Origin of the sequence: Rhodococcus sp. PBTS 1 (assembly GCF_001620025.1) — a bacterium.
Classification (GTDB): Bacteria; Actinomycetota; Actinomycetes; order Mycobacteriales; family Mycobacteriaceae; genus Rhodococcoides; species Rhodococcoides kroppenstedtii.
Window position 1 is genome coordinate 3,020,035 of sequence record NZ_CP015219.1, and the last position, 17,097, is coordinate 3,037,131.

The 17,097-nt window shown below is 70.1% G+C and carries 17 protein-coding genes; 5 read left to right on the forward strand and 12 right to left on the reverse strand.

The features are described 5' to 3' along the window. Window positions 1-7: 7 nt before the first annotated feature. Together A3Q40_RS13795 and A3Q40_RS13800 are read right to left on the reverse strand one after the other, a co-directional pair. Complete coding sequence (locus A3Q40_RS13795) at window positions 8-1,480, reverse strand: cytochrome ubiquinol oxidase subunit I (RefSeq protein ID WP_068102975.1); 1,473 nt, start codon at window positions 1,478-1,480, stop codon at window positions 8-10. A 141-nt stretch (window positions 1,481-1,621) separates the two neighbouring features. Next, window positions 1,622-2,473, reverse strand: coding sequence for an aminodeoxychorismate lyase (locus tag A3Q40_RS13800; RefSeq protein ID WP_068102977.1), 852 nt, complete (start codon window positions 2,471-2,473; stop codon window positions 1,622-1,624). Between the two features lie 69 nt (window positions 2,474-2,542). Here A3Q40_RS13800 and ygfZ point away from each other — a divergent pair, with 69 nt between their 5' ends. The 3 genes from ygfZ (at window position 2,543) to A3Q40_RS19835 (ending at window position 4,678) form a co-directional block, all read left to right on the forward strand. Next, on the forward strand, window positions 2,543-3,697 hold the full coding sequence (ygfZ, locus tag A3Q40_RS13805) for a CAF17-like 4Fe-4S cluster assembly/insertion protein YgfZ (RefSeq protein ID WP_068102979.1): 1,155 nt from the start codon (window positions 2,543-2,545) through the stop codon (window positions 3,695-3,697). Further along, on the forward strand, window positions 3,694-4,383 hold the full coding sequence (locus tag A3Q40_RS13810; RefSeq protein ID WP_082833926.1) for an MOSC domain-containing protein: 690 nt from the start codon (window positions 3,694-3,696) through the stop codon (window positions 4,381-4,383). Before ygfZ ends, A3Q40_RS13810 begins: the two co-directional genes overlap by 4 nt. A gap of 106 nt (window positions 4,384-4,489) precedes the next feature. Next, window positions 4,490-4,678, forward strand: coding sequence for a DUF3073 domain-containing protein (locus A3Q40_RS19835; RefSeq protein ID WP_072681144.1), 189 nt, complete (start codon window positions 4,490-4,492; stop codon window positions 4,676-4,678). 84 nt (window positions 4,679-4,762) lie between these two features. Here A3Q40_RS19835 and A3Q40_RS13815 read toward each other — a convergent pair whose 3' ends face one another. From A3Q40_RS13815 to purF, 8 genes are all read right to left on the reverse strand, one after another. Further along, on the reverse strand, window positions 4,763-6,220 hold the full coding sequence (locus A3Q40_RS13815) for an aldehyde dehydrogenase family protein (RefSeq protein WP_068102980.1): 1,458 nt from the start codon (window positions 6,218-6,220) through the stop codon (window positions 4,763-4,765). A gap of 47 nt (window positions 6,221-6,267) precedes the next feature. Further along, the gene (purM, locus tag A3Q40_RS13820) at window positions 6,268-7,365 is read right to left on the reverse strand and encodes a phosphoribosylformylglycinamidine cyclo-ligase (protein ID WP_068102982.1); all 1,098 of its coding nucleotides are present in this window, start codon (window positions 7,363-7,365) and stop codon (window positions 6,268-6,270) included. Window positions 7,366-7,444: 79 nt separating this feature from the next. Then, window positions 7,445-9,061 (reverse strand): ABC transporter ATP-binding protein, encoded by a 1,617-nt coding sequence (locus A3Q40_RS13825; protein WP_068102984.1) that lies wholly within the window; start codon window positions 9,059-9,061, stop codon window positions 7,445-7,447. Next, a complete protein-coding gene (locus A3Q40_RS13830) occupies window positions 9,058-10,017 on the reverse strand; it encodes an ABC transporter permease (protein WP_068102988.1) in 960 nt (319 codons plus the stop codon). The genes A3Q40_RS13825 and A3Q40_RS13830 overlap by 4 nt, the downstream gene beginning before the upstream one ends. Beyond that, a complete protein-coding gene (locus A3Q40_RS13835; RefSeq protein WP_082833927.1) occupies window positions 10,017-11,105 on the reverse strand; it encodes an ABC transporter permease in 1,089 nt (362 codons plus the stop codon). The genes A3Q40_RS13830 and A3Q40_RS13835 overlap by 1 nt, the downstream gene beginning before the upstream one ends. Before the next feature lie 2 nt (window positions 11,106-11,107). Beyond that, window positions 11,108-12,679 carry an ABC transporter substrate-binding protein gene (locus A3Q40_RS13840; protein WP_068106263.1) on the reverse strand — a complete coding sequence of 524 codons (1,572 nt, stop codon included), beginning with the start codon at window positions 12,677-12,679 and terminating at the stop codon, window positions 11,108-11,110. Between the two features lie 196 nt (window positions 12,680-12,875). Beyond that, the gene (locus A3Q40_RS13845) at window positions 12,876-13,475 is read right to left on the reverse strand and encodes an ASCH domain-containing protein (RefSeq protein ID WP_068102989.1); all 600 of its coding nucleotides are present in this window, start codon (window positions 13,473-13,475) and stop codon (window positions 12,876-12,878) included. Window positions 13,476-13,479: 4 nt separating this feature from the next. Further along, window positions 13,480-15,045, reverse strand: coding sequence for an amidophosphoribosyltransferase (purF, locus tag A3Q40_RS13850; RefSeq protein WP_068102990.1), 1,566 nt, complete (start codon window positions 15,043-15,045; stop codon window positions 13,480-13,482). A gap of 151 nt (window positions 15,046-15,196) precedes the next feature. Here purF and A3Q40_RS13855 point away from each other — a divergent pair, with 151 nt between their 5' ends. Together A3Q40_RS13855 and A3Q40_RS13860 are read left to right on the forward strand one after the other, a co-directional pair. Beyond that, window positions 15,197-15,724, forward strand: a complete 528-nt coding sequence (locus tag A3Q40_RS13855) for a DUF427 domain-containing protein (RefSeq protein WP_235606309.1) — start codon at window positions 15,197-15,199, stop codon at window positions 15,722-15,724. Then, the gene (locus A3Q40_RS13860) at window positions 15,721-16,047 is read left to right on the forward strand and encodes a hypothetical protein (protein WP_235606310.1); all 327 of its coding nucleotides are present in this window, start codon (window positions 15,721-15,723) and stop codon (window positions 16,045-16,047) included. Before A3Q40_RS13855 ends, A3Q40_RS13860 begins: the two co-directional genes overlap by 4 nt. Here the strand turns inward: A3Q40_RS13860 and A3Q40_RS13865 are convergent, their stop codons facing one another. Further along, a complete protein-coding gene (locus A3Q40_RS13865) occupies window positions 16,048-16,377 on the reverse strand; it encodes an AzlD domain-containing protein (protein ID WP_170851491.1) in 330 nt (109 codons plus the stop codon). It abuts the gene before it with no gap. After that, window positions 16,374-17,057, reverse strand: coding sequence for an AzlC family ABC transporter permease (locus A3Q40_RS13870; protein ID WP_371831479.1), 684 nt, complete (start codon window positions 17,055-17,057; stop codon window positions 16,374-16,376). Before A3Q40_RS13870 ends, A3Q40_RS13865 begins: the two co-directional genes overlap by 4 nt. Between the last annotated feature and the right edge of the window lie 40 nt (window positions 17,058-17,097).

A 17,097-nucleotide genomic window follows, 5' to 3' on the forward strand; every position in this document is an offset into this window, starting at 1 on the left:
GGTGCTCCTAGTACGCGAACGACAGCGGGCGGGCCGTGCCGTCGGAATCGTCGGTGTCGTCGGCCTCGGCGTGCGGGTGACGATCGTGTTCCAGCGGCCCGGCCTGCACGTAGCGGCGCATGAGGCCGAACCACACGGCCCCCAGCGCCGCGTAGACCACCGTGAACGTCGCGAGCGAGGCGACGACGAGGCCCACCGGGTGGTCCGACACGCCCTGGTCCACGGTCAGTCGGATCGCGTCGACGCCCGTCGGGTTGGGGGCGACGATCCAGGGCTGACGACCCATCTCGGTGAAGATCCACCCGGCGCTGTTGGCCAGGAACGGCGTCGGGATCGCGAGCAGCGACAGGCGAGAGAACCAGCGCTGGTCGGGAATTCGGCCGCCCCGCGTCACCCACAGCCCGGCGAGCGCCAGCGCGGCCGAGCCGGCAGCGAGGCCGATCATGGCGCGGAACGCCCAGTAGGTGACGAAGAGATTGGGCCGGTAGTTGCCCGGTCCGTACATCTGCTCGTATTGCGCCTGCAGTTCGGTGACGCCCTGCACGGTGGCACCGGTGTCGCTCTCGGCCAGGAACGAGGTCAGGCCGGGGATGGCGACGATGTGCTGCACGCTGTCGCAGTCGTTGTGCGTGCCGATGGTGAGGATGGAGAAGGACGCGCCGGTCTCGGTGTGGCACAACGATTCCGCGGAGGCCATCTTCATGGGCTGCTGGTCGAACATGAGCTTGCCCTGGATGTCGCCGGTGACCGCGAGGGCGGCTCCGGAGACGATCATGACGACGAAGGCCAGGCGTGCGGCGGGCCGGAACATGCTGCGTGCGTCGAACTCCGGGCCCGTCTCACCGCGACGGGCGCTGCGCACCATCCACCATCCGGCGATCCCGGCGACGAAAGTCGCTGCCGTGAGGAAGGATCCGGCCACCGCGTGCGGGAACGCGGCCAGCGCGGTGTTGTTGGTGAGCATGGCAACGATGTCGACCAACTCGGCCCGCCCGGTATCGGGGTTGTAGATCGCCCCCACCGGATGCTGCATCCAGCTGTTGGCGGCGATGATGAAGTACGCGGAGGCGTTGACGCCGATCGCGACCAGCCAGATCGTCGCCAGGTGCACGAGTTTCGGCAACCGGTTCCACCCGAAGATCCACAGCCCCAGGAAGGTCGACTCGAGGAAGAACGCCACGAGTCCCTCGAGGGCGAGCGGCGCTCCGAAGACGTCGCCGACGAAGCGCGAGTACTCCGACCAGTTCATGCCGAACTGGAACTCCTGCACGATGCCGGTGGCGACGCCGAGTGCGAAGTTGACCAGGAAGAGCTTGCCGAAGAACTTGGTGAGTCGGTACCACGAGTCCTTGCCCGTGATCACCCACATCGTCTGCATGGCGGCGACCAGCGGGGCGAGCCCGATGGTCAACGGAACCAACAGGAAGTGATAGACGGTGGTGATGCCGAACTGCCACCGGGAGACATCGAGTGCGTCCATGGCCAACTTCTCTCGCGGACCGCAGGTCAGGGCTGTCGGCCTGCACTCCGGACGCTACTACTACGCGTAGTAGTAAAGCGACGGACTGTGTCCGCGGTCATGGGCGACGCGCGTCACCTCACGGGTTGCGACGCGCGGGAGTCAGCGGGAGATCGCCGTGTCCACCAGCTCGCGCACGGTCGCGTCGAGCGCCGTCTCGCCGTACACCGTGTCGCCCAGCGTGTGGACCTTCGCGGCCAGGGTGATGGACGACACCATCCAGACACTGTCGGCCAAAACGAGATCCGCGACGCGGAGCGGCGCCCGACGGCAGGTGAACCCGGCCGACCCGGCGACGTCGTAGAGCGCGTCGACGGTGGTCCCCGGCAGCACGCCGTGCTCCACCGGTGGCGTGGTCATGACCCGGTCCGTCACGGCGACCACGGTGGAACGCGGCCCCTCGAGGACGTAGCCCTCGGCGCTGCGGAAGATCACGTCGTCGAATCCCGCACGCTGCGCGTGCCGCAGTGCGGCCATGTTCACCGCGTAGGACAGCGTCTTCGCCCCCAGCAACGTCCAGGGCGCGGCGCCGGCCACGTCCACCGAGTACCCCCGAGCCAGCGTCAGCGCCGACACCCCGGTCGTGCGTGCCGACGCCACGCGCGCGGGGACCGCCGAGACCGTCAGCAGCGCGGTCTCGCCGCCGTCGCCGTCCTCCCGGCCGCGGCTGAGGTAGAGCCGCATCGCGCCCTCCTCGGCGGCGCCCCAGGCCGTCGCGGCGATGCCGATCGCGCGAGTCCAGGCGTCGACGTCGGGCTCGGCGAGGTCCACGGCCGCCGCCGACCGCCGCAGTCGCGCCAGGTGGGCGTCCACCCGGCAGGCCTTCCCGCCGCGTACCAACAGGGTCTCGAACACCCCGTCGCCTCGGACGGCACCCAGGTCGTCGGCGTGCAGGACCGGACGGGTCGGATCGAGGACGTCGCCTGCCAGGGTCACCACGACGCGGGAGCTCATGGCGTCAGGGTAGTGCCGGGCGACCGACGCCCCCTCCACCCGACCACGACACGCTTCTAGACTGGGGCCGTGGCCGCCGCTTCCGATCGCCCGTTAGAGCCCTCTCCCGTTCTCGGCCGTCCGGGGGCCGTCGCCTCCCCGGCCGAACTTCCCGACCACGGCACCGCCTGGCACTACGGCGACCCGTTCGGTGAGCAGCGTGCTGCCGCGACCTCGGTCGCGGTAATCGACCGCAGCACCCGCGCGGTCCTCGCCGTCACGGGCGAGGAGCGCCTCACCTGGCTGCACACCATCTCGTCCCAGCACATCGCGTCGTTGCCCGACGGACGCTCGGCGGAGAACCTGAGCCTGGACGTCAACGGACGCGTCGAGGACCACCTGGTCCTCACCGACCTCGACGGAACCACGTGGATCGACACCGAGGCCGCGCGCGGTCCCGCCCTGCTCGGGTTCCTGACGAAGATGGTGTTCTGGTCCAAGGCGGAGCCGCGGGACGGCGGCGAGCTGGCCGTGCTGTCCCTGATCGGCCCGCAGGCCCCGTCCGTGTTGAGGGCGGTGGGGGCGCCGGTGCCGGAGCTGCCGTACGACGCAGCGAAGCTGCCGGGTACAACAGCGGCGGTATTGCCGGACGGCGGCTTCGTCCGCCGCATGCCGTGGCCCTCCCGCACCGACTCGTTCGACGTGCTCGTTCCGCGAGATCGTCTCGAAGAATGGTGGGCGACGTTCGTCGTCGCCGGTGCGCGGGAAGCGGGCAGCTGGGCGTACGAGGCGTTGCGGGTGGAGACGGTCCGCCCCCGCCTCGGTCTCGACACCGACGAGCGGACCATCCCGCACGAGGTGGGCTGGATCGGCGGCGTCACCGAGTTCGGCGCGGTGCACCTGGACAAGGGCTGCTACCGCGGGCAGGAGACCGTCGCCCGCGTGCACAACCTGGGCAAGCCTCCCCGCCGACTGGTGCTGCTGCACCTCGACGGGTCCGCGGACGGTCGCCCCGAGACGGGTGACGACGTCACCGCGGAGGGCCGGACGGTCGGCCGCGTCGGCACGGTGGTGGACCACTTCGAACTCGGCCCGATAGCACTCGCCCTGATCAAGCGCGCTGTCCCGGTGGACACCGCGCTGACCGCGGGCCCCTGCGCGGCCTCGATCGATCCGGACTCCTACGCCCCGGACACCGCGATCCAGGCCGGGCGCGCCGCCGTCGACCGACTGCGCGGGCGGTGACCACCTCCCAATCGACGGATCCGGTGCCGACGGGCCGTCTGCTGGACGTCTGCGTGGTGCACACGCTCCACCCGCTCTCGCGGCCTGCCGTCGTCGACTCGGCGATCGACAAACGTCCCGTCGCGGGACCGGTCGAGGTCACGGAACTCGGACTCGTGGGCGACCGTTCGATCGACGTGAAATTCCACGGTGGAGCCGATCAGGCCGTGTACGCCTACGACGACGCCGAAGCCTCGCGGTGGGCGACCGAGCTCGGCCGGCCGGTGCCCGCCGGCTGGTTCGGGGAGAACCTGCGCGTGTCCGGTGTGCCGGTGACCGACGCCGTCGTCGGCTCCACGTGGGCCGTCGGCACCGCCGTGCTCGAAGTCACCATTCCGCGTCGGCCGTGCGCGACGTTCGCCCGCTGGACCGAGGAACCGCGCTGGGTGAAGCGCTTCACCGAGCGGGGCGACGTGGGGACCTACCTCCGCGTCGTCCGCCCCGGACACGTCGGCCCGGGTGACCTCGTCGAGGTCACCGGCGTGCCCGATCACGGCGTCACGGTGCGCGATCTGTTCGTCGGCAGCTCGGTCGCGGCGATGGACGCCCTGCTGGACATCGAGGGTTTCGCCCCCAAGGTGCACCGCGAGGCGCGGGACATGGCGGCGCGGGCGAGACGACGCGCGGCGCCACTCGATCCGGTGTGAGCGCGTCGGACTTTCGCACGCTATTGTGTGGGACAGGAAGAACACACAATCAGACGGGGCCGCCAAAAAATCCCAGGCCGCCCCGCTATTCGCGAGGGGGTTAGCCATGGGCCGCGGCCGGGCTAAGGCAAAGCAGACCAAAGTTGCACGTGAGCTCAAGTACAGCTCACCGTCGACGGACTTCGAATCTCTCCAGCGAGAGCTCGCAGGCTCCCCCGACTCGCACCGGAACGGACTCGCCGACCGGGAGCCGTCCCGGTACGAGGACGACGAGTACGAAGATTGGCGGCGCTGACTCCCCCATACCGACGCACCACGTGCGGGGCACTCCCTGGAATTTCAGGGGTGCCCCGCACGTCGTCGTGAGACGGCCCGTCCGTCAGATCGCGTAGTCCCGACGGGTGTGCTGCACGCCGATCCAATGGTCGGTCGTGAACTCGTCGATGGCCCACTCGCCGCCGAATCGGCCGATGCCGGAACCCTTCTCACCGCCGAACGCGGTGTTGGGCTCGTCGTTGACGGTCGTGTCGTTGACGTGGGTCATGCCGGCGTCGATGCGCAGCCCCACCCGCACCGCACGCTCGACGTCGCGCGAGAACACCGCGCTCGACAGCCCGTACTCGGTGTCGTTCGCGATGCGCACCGCATCGTCGTCGTCCCGCGCACGGATCACGGTGGCGACGGGGCCGAACACCTCCTCGGCGGCGGTGGCGAAGTCGTTGGTCCCCAGCAGCAGATGGGGGCCCAGCACGCGTCCGGCGGGACCGGACCGTTCCCCACGGACGCGGACGTCGGCGCCGTCCTTCTCGGCGCGCTCGACGAGGTCGAGGACGTGGCCGAGCTGATCGTCGTCGATGATCGGACCGATCTGCGTCGCCGGGTCCTTCGGGTCGCCGGTGACGAGCGCCCGCACCCGCTCGGTGAGACGGTCCACCACCTCGTCGTACACGGCGTCGGCGACCACCACGCGATTGGTGGCCATGCAGATCTGGCCCTGGTGGAAGAAGGAGCCGAACGTGGCGGCGTCGACGGCGGCCTCGAGGTCGGCGTCGTCCAGAATCAGCAGCGGGCCGTTGCCGCCGAGTTCGAGCGCGCGCCGCGTCATCGGGGCCGTCGTGGCGATGTGCTCGCCGACGGGCGTCGACCCGGTGAAGGACACGAACCGGGTGAGCGGGTGGGTGACCACCACGTCGCCGAGTTCGCGGCTGGGCCCGATGACCACCGACAGGACGCCGGGTGGGAGTCCCGCTTCCTCGAGGATCTTGGCCAGGAGCAGACCCCCGGTGATCGGGGTGGTACTCGCCGGCTTGAGCACCACGGCGTTGCCGAGCGCGAGGGCAGGAGCGACGGACCGCGCCGACAGTTGCAGCGGGAAGTTCCAGGGGCTGATGACGGTGACGACCCCCAGCGGCCGCTTGTACACCCGGTTCTCCTTGCCGGGGATCAACGCGGCGGGCAGGATCGCGCCGGCCGCCCGCGTGGGATAGCTCGCCGATTCCAGCAGAACGGCCCGGACCGCCGTCCATTCCCACTCCGCACGAGGCCGGATACCGCCGGCCTCGCGGATCAGCCAGTCGACGATCTCGTCCCGGCGGTCCTCCATGATGCGCGCCGCGCGGTGGAAGACCTCGGCCCGTTCGGTGGGCAGGGTGGCGGCCCAGTCCGGCTGCGCGTCGGCGGCGCCGCGGAAGGCCGCGTCGGCGTCGTCGGCGTTGGCCAGCGGAAGGCGCACGAGAACGTCGTCGGACCAGGGGTCGACGTCGTCCGCCGTCTCACCCAGCCGGCCGACGCGCCACTGGCCGGCGATGGGCATGGTGTCGAATCCGTCGTAGGTCATGGCCGACGGGTGCCCGTGAGGTCGGCCGGGAAACGGCCGGCCGCACCCTAGAAGCGCGGGTGGTTGCCCACGAGGACGGCCCGCTCGTCCGCCCCGTTGTCGGCCTTGCGCACCGTGCCGAGGGTCCAGCAGTCGATATGGCGGGCCGTGAGCACGGCCATCGCGCGGTCGACATCCTCAGGAGCGACGACGGCGACCATGCCGACCCCCATGTTGAACGTCTTGTCCATCTCGGCGCGGTCGACACGGCCGCGCTGGGCGATCATCGCGAAGATCGGCGCGGGCGACCACGTGCCTCGATCCAGCTCGGCGACCAGGCCCTTCGGCATGACACGGGCGAGGTTGGCGGCCAGTCCACCGCCGGTCACGTGGCAGAAGGTGCGCACGTCGGTCTCGGCGGCGAGCGCGAGGCAGTCCTTGGCGTAGATGCGGGTGGGCTCGAGCATCTCCTCGCCGAGCGTGCGGCCGAACTCCTCGACGTGCCCGGTCAGCGACATCCGGCTGATCTCGAGCAGCACCTTGCGGGCGAGCGAGTAGCCGTTGGAGTGCAGACCGGAGGAGCCCATGGCGATCACCACGTCGCCGGGCCGCACCCGGTCCGGACCCAGCACGTCGTCCGCCTCGACGACGCCGACGCCGGTCGCGGAGAGGTCGTACTCACCGTCGGCCATCATGCCCGGGTGCTCGGCGGTCTCGCCGCCGAGCAGGGCGCAGCCGGCCTGGACGCAGCCGTCCGAGATACCGGCGACCAGCTGGGCGACGTGCTCGGGGACGACGCGGCCGACCGCGATGTAATCCTGCAGGAACAGCGGTTCGGCCCCGCACACCACGAGGTCGTCGACCACCATGGCGACGAGGTCGATGCCGACGGTGTCGTGCTTGTCCAGGGCCTGGGCGACGGCGAGCTTGGTGCCGACGCCGTCGGTCGAGGCGGCGAGCAGGGGCTCGCGGTACCCGCCCTTGAGCGCGAACAGGCCCGCGAACCCGCCGAGACCACCCATGACCTCGGGCCGCGTCGCCCGCTTGGCCAGCGGCGCGAACAACTCGACGGCGCGGTCACCCGCCTCGATGTCCACCCCCGCTGCCGCGTACGACGCGCCTCCCGAGGACGGGGCGCTGCCGTGCTGGTGGGTCTCGTCGGTCATGGGTGTGGCGCTCCGTAACTGCTGTCGTGGTGCGACCCGGAATCCGAGCCGAATGCGCCCTTACGGTACCGGAGCACCCTCACGGGCGGTCCCGCGTGACCCTCGGCTCGGGAATCGCCGCGATCAAGCGGCGGGTGTACTCCTCGGCGGGCTCGCGCAGGATGCGCGCGGGCGTGCCCAGTTCCACGACGGCACCGTGACGCAGCACCGCGACCCGGTGGGCCAGGCGATCGACGACGGCCAGGTCGTGGCTGACGAACAGGCACGCGAACTGCAACTCCGTCTGCAGCTCCTCGAACAGGTCCAGCACCGCCGCCTGAACGGAGACGTCGAGGGCACTGGTGGGCTCGTCGGCCACCAGCAGGTCCGGCTTCAGCACCAGCGCGCGAGCGAGCGACGCGCGTTGCCGCTGACCGCCGGAGAGCTCGTGGGGATATCGGGCGTCGGTGCCGGACGGCAGCTTCACGGCATCGAGCCACTCCCGCACGGTGCGCTCGATCTCGGCCTTGCCCACCCCGTGCACGATCAGCGGCTCGGCCACCGCCTTCCCGACCGTGAGCCGAGGGTTGAGGGAGGTCGACGGATCCTGGAAGACGAAGCCGAACCGCTTGCGCAGCGCCTTCAGGTCCTTGCCGCGCAGTCGACCGACGTCCTGGCCGAGCACCTCGACGGTGCCCGACGTCGGCTTCTGCAGGGCTGCGACGCAGCGCCCGATGGTCGACTTGCCGGAACCCGACTCCCCCACCAGGCCGAGCGTCTCGCCGCGGTGCAGGTCGAACGTGACGTCGTCGACGGCGCGGAACACCGGTTGGCCGATGCCGCCCGGGAACTGCACGGTGAGGTCGCGCACCGAGAGCACCACCTCGTCGGAGACGGCGCGGTCGGCCACCACCGGGTCGAGGGTCGGCACGGCGGCGAGCAGCGTGCGGGTGTACTCGGCCGACGGGGACTCGAACAGGTCGTGCACGGTGGCCTCCTCGACCACTTCCCCGTCCTTCATCACCACGACGCGATCGGCGATGTCGGCCACGACGCCCATGCTGTGCGTGATGAGGACGATCGCGCAGCCCAGCCGGTCCTTGAGGTCGCGCAGGAGGTCCAGGATCTCGGCCTGCACGGTGACGTCGAGGGCCGTCGTCGGCTCGTCGGCGATGATCACCTTGGCCTCGCAGGAAATGGCGATCGCGATCATGACCCGCTGCTTCTGCCCGCCGGACAGCTCGTGCGGGTAGTAGCCGAAGCGACGCTCCGGGTCGGGCAGGCCGACCAGCTCGAGCAACTCGACCGCGCGGCGGCGTGCGGCCTTCTTGTCCATCCGGTTGCCGTCGGGACCGGGATGGGCGCGCAGCGCCTCGACGATCTGGTAGCCGACGGTGAAGAGAGGGTCCAGCGCGCTGCCCGGCTCCTGGAACACCATCGCCACGTCGCGGCCGCGCAGCTGCGCCCACTGCTTGTCGCCGAGTCCGGTCACCTCGCGGTCGCCGAGGGTGACCGAGCCACGTACCGATGCCGTGGAGGGCAGGAGCCCGATGGCGGACCGCACGCTGACGGACTTGCCGGACCCGGACTCCCCCACCACGGCGAGCACCTCACCCGGGCGGACGTCGAAGGAGACCCCGGAGACGGCGCGGACGGCGCCGGCGTCGGTGGCGAAGGTGACCGACAGGTCCGTGAGGGTGAGGGCTGGCGTGGTCATGATCCGTCCTTTGCCCGACGGCGCGTACGCAGCACGGGATTGAGAGTCTCGCTGACGGATTCGCCGACCATGGTCATGCCGAGCACCACGAGCACGATGGCCGTGCCGGGGAAGATCGACGTCCACCAGATGCCGTTCGAGATGTCCGGCAGTGCCTTGTTGAGGTCGTATCCCCACTCCGACGCCGACGTCGGTTCGATGCCGAACCCCAGGAAGCCCAGTCCGGCGAGCGTGAGGATGGCCTCCGCACCGTTGAGCGTGAGGATCACCGGCAGCGTCTGCGTGACGTTGGCGAGGATGTGCCGGAACATGATGCGCAGCGGGCTCGCCCCGGTGACCCGGGCGGCGTCGACGTACGGCTCGGTCTTCACCGACACCGTGGCGTTGCGCACCACCCGGAAGTACTGCGGCACGAACACCGCGGTGATCGCGACCGCCGCCGACAGCACGCCGCCGAAGCTGCTGGACTGCCCGCCGGCCACGACGATCGAGACCACCACGGCCAGCAGCAGACTCGGAAAGGCGTACATCGCGTCCATGAACAACACCAGCACGCGGTCGACCCAGCGCCCGATGTAGCCGGACAGCAGTCCCAGGGGCACCCCGACGGCGATGGAGAGCACCAGGGACACGCCGATCACCAGCAACGCCGTGCGGGCGCCCCACACGACGCGGGAGAAGACGTCCTCCCCGCGCACCGACGTGCCGAAGAGGTGGTCGGCGCTCGGTCCCGCCTGCCGGGCGAACTCGACTCCGTCCGAGGACGTCTGGGAGAACCCGTAGGGCGCGATGATCGGGGCGAAGACGGCCATGATCACGAACGCGGCCACGAGGATCAGGCCGATGACGATGGTGGCCTTCTGCAGTCCGGCGCTCGACCGGACGATCGCCAGACCCGGCACCCCGCGCCGACGCTTCGGCGCCTCGATCTCGCCGACGGTTACTTCGATGGTCATCAGAACCTCACTCGCGGGTCGACGAGCGCCACGATCGCGTCGGTGAGGAAGCTGATCACCGCGACGACGATGGCCAGGAAGGTGACGATGCCCTGGACGGCGACGAAGTCCCGCGCCTGCAGGTAGCGGGCGAGCTGGTAGCCCAGGCCCTGCCACTCGAAGGTGGTCTCGGTGAGGACGGCGCCGCCGAGCAGCATCGCGATCTGCAGTCCCATCACGGTCACGACGGGGATGAGCGCGTTGCGGAACGCGTGCCGACGGGCGACGGTGCGCGCCGCGAGTCCGCGGGCGCGCGCGGCGTCGACGTACCCGGCCTGCAGGGTCTGCAGCAGGTTGACGCGCACCAGACGCAGGAACACCCCGGCCGTGAGCAGTCCGAGCGCGATCGCCGGAAGGACGGCGTGCTTCAGCACGTCGACGGTGTAGGAGGGCTCGCCGTAGAGGATGGAGTCGATCAACAGAATGTTGGTCTTCGGCGAGACGTTCTGCAGCGCCAGTTCGACGTCGGTGCTCGCCCGACCGGCGACGGGAAGCCAGCCCAGTTTCACGGCGAACACCAGCTTGAGCAGCATGCCGACGAAGAACACCGGCGCGGCGTAGAAGAGGATGGCGAGGATGCGCAGGGTGCCGTCCGAGAAGGAATCCCGACGCGTGGCGGCGTAGAACCCGAGCGGGATCCCGACGGCGAAGGCCACGAGCAGCGCCCAGAACGCGAGCTCGAGCGTGGCGGCGCCGTTGGTGATCAGCACGCTGCTGATCTCCTGGTTGTTGGTCGCGGCGCGACCGAAGTCACCACGCACCAGACCGGTGAGGTACTCCCAGTACTGGACCAGGATGGGCCGGTCGTAGCCCGCGGCGGCGCGGCGCTCGGCGATCTGGTCGGCGGGCAGCCGCCCGCCGAGGGCGGCACTGATGGGGTCTCCGAGCACGCGCATGAGGAAGAAGACCACCGTGACCAGGATCCACGCCGTCGGCACGATCAGCAGGAACCGGATCACGAGATAGCGGGCGAGCGCGCCGTAGCGTGACGACGCGCTCGCCCGTGACTGCTTCCCCACCGACGCCTCGTTCGGCGTGGTGGCGGTCATGCTCAGCCCTTCGCGATGGGCGTGAAGCGGAACTTGAACGACGCGTCGAGGGTCTCGTCGACGCCGCTGACGGAGTCGGTCGAGACCGCGATCTGCTTGCCTTCGAGCAACGGCAACGTCGAGACGTGGTCCTGCGCCATCTTGGTCTGGATCTCCCCGATGATCTCGCTGCGACGAGCCTCGTCCGTCTCGGTGCGCTCGGCGTCGATCAACGCCGTGATCTCGGGGTTGTCGAAGTGGTTCTGCAGGAAGTTGTCCGGCGCGAAGAACGGCGTCAGGTAGTTGTCGGCGTCCGGGAAGTCCGGGAACCAGCCGAGCTGGTACACGGGGTAGGTGTCCGCGACGCGCTCCTTGTTGTAGGTGTTCCACTCGGTCGACTGCAGGTTGACCGTGAACAGGCCGGTGTCCTCGAGCTGCGCCTTGACCGCGGCGTACTCCTCGGACGAGCTCGAGCCGTAGTGGTCCGGGTTGTACTGCAGGTTCACCGCGACGGGCGTCTGAACGCCGGCGTCGGACAGGAACTTCGCGGCCTCGTCCGTGTTCGGCGACTCGCCGTAGATGTCCTTGAACGCGGTGTTGGCACCCTCGAGTCCGCTGGGGACCACCGACCAGGCCGGGGTGAACGTGCCCTTGTAGACGTTCTCGGACAGTGCGTCACGGTCGACCGACGCCGCGACGGCCTTGCGGATCGCCAGCTTCTGCTCCGGGGTTCCGCCGGGCATCGTGTTCAGGTTGAACACGACGTAGCGCAGCTCGCCGCCGGGTCCCTCGTGCACCGTCAGGCCCTCGGTGCCCTCGAGCGACTCGATGTCGGTCGGGGTGAGCGACCGCCACGCGACGTCGATGGACTTGTTCTGCATGTCCAGCTTGAGGTTGTCCGCGCTGGTGTAGGTGCGCAGCGTGACCGCCGACGTCTTCGGTGTGCCGAGCGCGCCCTGGTAGCCGTCGAATGCGGAGAAGCTCACCAGGGAGTTCTTCTCGTAGCTGTCGATCGAGTACGGACCGGCGAACGGCTTGCCGGCCACCACCGCGTCGTCGTCGAGGATCGCGTCGGCCGAGAACACCTGCGAGTCCACGATGGGTCCGGTGTTGGTGGCGAGCACCTGCGGGAAGGTCTGGTCGTTCGGCGCCTTCAGCGTGAACTCGACCGTGCGGTCGTCCGGAGCGGCCACGGAGTCGAGGTTCGCGAGCAGCGAGGACGGCCCGTTGGGGTCGTCGATGGAGACGATGCGGTCGAAGGAGAACTTCACGTCCTCACTGGTCAGGGCGTTGCCATTGGCGAAGGTCAGCCCCTCCTTCAGCGTGCACGTGTACACGGTGGGCTGGCTGAACTCGCAGTTCTCCGCGGCATCGGGCTGCAGCTCGTCGCTGCCGGGCGCGTAGTTCATCAGGAACGGATAGACCTGGTTCATGATGGTGAACGAGCCGTTGTCGTACGAGGCGGCCGGATCGAGCGAGTAGACCTGGTCGGTGGTGCCCACCACCAGGGCGTCGCCGGCGGCCTCGCCACCCTCGCCGCCGCCGTCGGTACGGCCGGAACCGCAGGCCGCCGCCGTGAGGGCGGCTACGGACATGAGGGACACGGCGGCGGTTCGGGTGCTGAACACGCGCGCGGTGCGTCCTCGGGAGGGCACGCTCATGGTGGGTGATCCTTCGTTCGTCGTCGCACGGCAGACGGATGTCGTACGACAGTGCGTTTCGGTGAACGGGAGATTACCGAGACGGTGTGACAGCCGTGTGTCGAATGCGTAATTCAGTCATGACCGGTCCCTACCGGTAGGGCTGTCGGCCTGTCCGACCGGAGGCGTCGACCACCCGCTCCCCCCGCGGCGACAGCCGGTAGCCGATCCGCAGGCTCTCCGTCAGACCGAGCGCCTTCAGGCGCCGCACCCGCGGCTTGAACACGTCGCGCTCCAGCCCCAGCCGCGCTCCGAGATCCGCCGACAGCACCGCCGGGTGATCGCGAATCAACTCCAGCGTCGCCCACGCCCACGGGGTCTCCGCTCGCGCGTCCATCGCGTCGACCTTCGCGCGCAGGGCGGCCAGCTCGTCGTCGGTGAGATCGTCCTCCTCGCGCAGGGCGATCCGCGGATCCTCCCCGCCGAACGACACCTCGATCCGCCACACGGGATCACCGTCGCCGCCGCGAAAACCCTTGCGCAGCTGCGCAACCGACGTCTCCCCGGCCGCCCGGGCGTCGTCGTCGGTCAACGTCGCGGGGTCGACCTCCGTGATCGCGTCGACGACGATCACGCCGGCCGGCGTGTGGATCCACGTCCCGACCTTGACGCGACGTTTCGACCACCGCCGGTACTGCACGCGCACCGTTCCGGCGGCGATGGCCTCGGCGACGGCGCGACGGATCAGCACGGCGTCAGGGGCGGGAGAGCGCGCTCACGTTGTCGTCGTCGGCGGGAGCGTCCAGCCCCGAGGCCGAGGCGAACAGCTTCTCGAGCACGCTCTTGCCCATCGCGGTCTCCTTCGGGAGCGGGATGGGGTAGTTGCCGTCGAAGCACGCCGCGCACAGCCGGGTCGAGGGCTGCTCGGAGGCGCCGATCATGCCGTCGATGGAGATGTAGCCCAGCGAGTCCGCACCGATCGCCTGACGCACGCCCTCGAGCATGCCGTCCTCGGAGTCCATGCCGTTGGCGATCAACTCGGCGGGTGAGGCGAAGTCGATGCCGTAGAAGCAGGGCCACCGCACGGGCGGGGAGGCGATGCGCACGTGGATCTCGAGGGCGCCGGCCTCACGCAGCATCCGAACCAGGGCGCGCTGGGTGTTGCCGCGGACGATCGAGTCGTCCACCACCACGAGACGTTTACCGCGAATGACCTCGCGCAGCGGATTCAGCTTGAGCCGGATGCCGAGCTGGCGGATGGTCTGCGAGGGCTGGATGAAGGTGCGGCCCACGTAGGCGTTCTTCATCAGACCCTGACCGTAGGGAATGCCCGACCCCTGCGCGTACCCGACGGCCGCGGGCGTGCCGGACTCGGGAACCGGGATGACCAGGTCGGCCTCGGCCGGGTGCTCCTCGGCCAGGCGTCGGCCGATCTCGACGCGCGTCGAGTGCACCGACCGACCGCCGATGACGCTGTCAGGGCGCGCGAGGTAGACGTACTCGAAGACGCACCCCTTGGGCTCGGGGGCGGCGAAGCGCGACGAGCGGACGCCGTCGGCGTCGATGGCGAGCAGTTCGCCCGGCTCGATGTCGCGGACGAACGAGGCACCGACGATGTCGAGCGCCGCCGTCTCGGATGCGACCACCCAGCCGCGGTCGAGGCGACCGAGCGAGAGCGGGCGCACCCCGTGCGGATCGCGAGCCGCGTAGAGGGTGTTCTCGTCCATGAACGTGAGGCAGAACGCACCCTCGAGGGTGGGCAGCAGCTCCATCGCGGCCTGTTCGATGGTGCTGTCGGCCGCGCCGTGGGCCAGCAGCGCACCCACCACGTCGGAGTCCGAGGTGGCACCGGTGCCGCGAGGGCGACCCATGATGCCCGCCTCCCGCGCCCGGTCGGACAGGGCCGCGGTGTTGACCAGGTTGCCGTTGTGGCCGAGCGCCACGCCGCTGCCCGCGGCGGTGGTCCGGAAGATCGGCTGCGCGTTCTCCCACGTGGTGGATCCGGTGGTGGAGTAGCGGCAGTGTCCGATGGCGACGTGGCCGTTCATGGCGGCGAGGGTCTGCTCGTCGAACACCTGGCTGACCAGGCCGAGGTCCTTGAACACCAGCACCTGCGCGCCGTCGGCGACGGCGATGCCGGCCGCCTCCTGGCCGCGGTGCTGCAGCGCGTAGAGGCCGTAGTAGGTCATCTTGGCGACGTCCTCGCCGGGCGCCCACACACCGAAGACGCCGCACTCCTCGCGGGGCTCGTTCTCCGGTCCCTCGAGATCGGGCGTGCTCAGCAGGTTGGGGCTGTGGACCGAGAGATCGGCACGGGTCACGACAAGCTCTCCCTAGGGGCCGGCGAGGGGTTGGGACGATGGTCGCACGTGGACAGCGCAGAAGCGATTCCAGTGATCGAGTCTACGGCGCTCGCCGGGCGCAACCGTCGGACCGCCCGACTTGTTCCCCGTGTGCCCGATTCCGGCAGGCATGATGGAGACCATGGTCGGCAGACTTCCCCTCGGCGTGACGCCCGAGCAGCCCGGCGAGGGCCAGGAATCGGTGTGGGACTACCCCCGCCCGCCCCGACTCGAATCGTCGACGCGGCACCTGGTGGTGCGGTTCGGCGACGCGGTGATCGCGGACAGCACGTCCGCGTATCGCGTTCTCGAGACCAGCCACCCTCCGACGTGGTACGTCCCGCGTGACGACGTCGATGCCGCGCGTCTGCGTCGATCCCGCGCGCGATCGACGATGTGCGAGTGGAAGGGCGCCGCCACCTACTGGGACGTGCTGGGCGACGACGGCGCCGTCCTCGAGGCCGGCGCGTGGAGCTACGAGACGCCGACTCCAACGTTCGCGGACATCGCCGGCGCCCTGTCCTTCTCCCCCGCCCAGCTGACGTGCGAACTCGACGGGGAGGTCGCCCGGGCCCAGGAGGGCGGCTTCTACGCCGGGTGGATCACCTCGGACGTGGTCGGCCCCTTCAAGGGGATTCCGGGCAGCTGGGGGTGGTGACGATCGGCGAGTCCGGCGCGAACGACCGCTACGCGCACTCCGACGTCGCCGAGCGGTCTCGACGCGAGAAGGCCGTCGCATTGGCGCGCTACTTCTGGGACCGCGGCATCGATTCCGGTGAGCTCGCCACGATGCCGGCGGCCACCCGTCGCAAACTGGCGCGCGCGGCCGACCTCAATCCACCGAGTACCGACGAGACCTGGACGGTGGTCGCCGGGCTCCTCGACGAGAAGGACGCATGGGCGGCCGGGCGAGCCGAGGAGACGCGGCCGCACCGGGACGAGAAGATCCTCTGGGTCAAGCCCCCCGTCCGTCCCTGGTGATCACGCCGCACCCAACAGACGCAGCACCGCCGTCACCGCGGCCGCGCCGACCACGACGACGACGAACGGGGCTCGGCGCCAGGCGAGGACGGCGGCCACGAGCACACCGGCCGGGAGGGCGAATCCCGACGCCGTGACGCCGGCCGGAAACGCGGACGTCGCGACCAGCGCGACGAAGACGACGGCCACCGCGACGTCCAAGGTCCGTTCCGCGGCGGGAGTCAGAGTCCGCCTGCCGCGCAACACGATTCCGCCCAGCCGGAGCAGGTAGGTGCCGGCCGCGAGTCCGAGTACGCCGAGGACCAGGACCGTGGCGCTCGCCGTGCTCACGATGCGCTCCGCTCTCGGCGGAGCACGATCGGCACCACCACGGCCAGCGCGACCACCACCGACACCCCCGCGGGCACCACCGTGTTCGCGAGGAGCGCGACGACGGCTCCGGCGAGCGCCGCGCGCCGTGTGATGCGGTCGCGCAATGCCGGCATCACCAGGGCGAGCACGACGGCGGGGAAGGCGGCGTCGAGTCCGAGGGCGTCGGAATCGGCGACGACGGACCCCACCGCGGTGCCGACCAGCACCCCGAGATTCCACAGCACGAACAGCACGATCGAGGAGAACCAGTAGGTGCGACGTCGCCCGGCCGTTGTGGTCGCCGCGGTGGCGAAGGCGACGGACTCGTCGGTCACCAGATGGGCCCCGAGAAGACGGGTGGCCGCCTTGTCTCCCAGCAAGGGAGCGACGGAGAACGCCAGCGGGGTGAGACGGCCGTTGATCAGGAGCGCGCCGAGCGCGGCGGCGAGCACGGTTCCGCCCGAGGCGAGGACCCCGACGAAGACGAATTGCGACGCGCCCGCGAAGACGACCACCGAAAGCAGGACCGGAAGCCACCACGGGAGGCCCGAGGCCACGGCGATGGCGCCCAGCGACGCTCCCACCAGGGCGTCGGCCAGGCACACCACCAGGATGTCTCGCACCGCGACGTCCGGATCGTGCCGGATCGTTCGCATCATCGAACGCATGACTCCTACGATGAACGGTAGCGGCCCGGTT

Excerpts from the sequence above, each read along its gene's own strand:
- A3Q40_RS19835 (WP_072681144.1), top strand. The coding sequence starts at position 4,490 with ATGGGCCGCGGCCGGGCTAAGGCAAAGCAGACCAAAGTTGCACGTGAG.
- purM (WP_068102982.1), bottom strand. The coding sequence starts at position 7,365 with ATGACCGACGAGACCCACCAGCACGGCAGCGCCCCGTCCTCGGGAGGC.
- A3Q40_RS13830 (WP_068102988.1), bottom strand. The coding sequence starts at position 10,017 with ATGACCATCGAAGTAACCGTCGGCGAGATCGAGGCGCCGAAGCGTCGG.
- A3Q40_RS13815 (WP_068102980.1), bottom strand. The coding sequence starts at position 6,220 with ATGACCTACGACGGATTCGACACCATGCCCATCGCCGGCCAGTGGCGC.
- A3Q40_RS13870 (WP_371831479.1), bottom strand. The coding sequence starts at position 17,057 with ATGATGCGAACGATCCGGCACGATCCGGACGTCGCGGTGCGAGACATC.
- A3Q40_RS13795 (WP_068102975.1), bottom strand. The coding sequence starts at position 1,480 with ATGGACGCACTCGATGTCTCCCGGTGGCAGTTCGGCATCACCACCGTC.
- A3Q40_RS13840 (WP_068106263.1), bottom strand. The coding sequence starts at position 12,679 with ATGTCCGTAGCCGCCCTCACGGCGGCGGCCTGCGGTTCCGGCCGTACC.
- A3Q40_RS13835 (WP_082833927.1), bottom strand. The coding sequence starts at position 11,105 with ATGACCGCCACCACGCCGAACGAGGCGTCGGTGGGGAAGCAGTCACGG.
- A3Q40_RS13855 (WP_235606309.1), top strand. The coding sequence starts at position 15,197 with ATGATGGAGACCATGGTCGGCAGACTTCCCCTCGGCGTGACGCCCGAG.
- A3Q40_RS13800 (WP_068102977.1), bottom strand. The coding sequence starts at position 2,473 with ATGAGCTCCCGCGTCGTGGTGACCCTGGCAGGCGACGTCCTCGATCCG.
- A3Q40_RS13825 (WP_068102984.1), bottom strand. The coding sequence starts at position 9,061 with ATGACCACGCCAGCCCTCACCCTCACGGACCTGTCGGTCACCTTCGCC.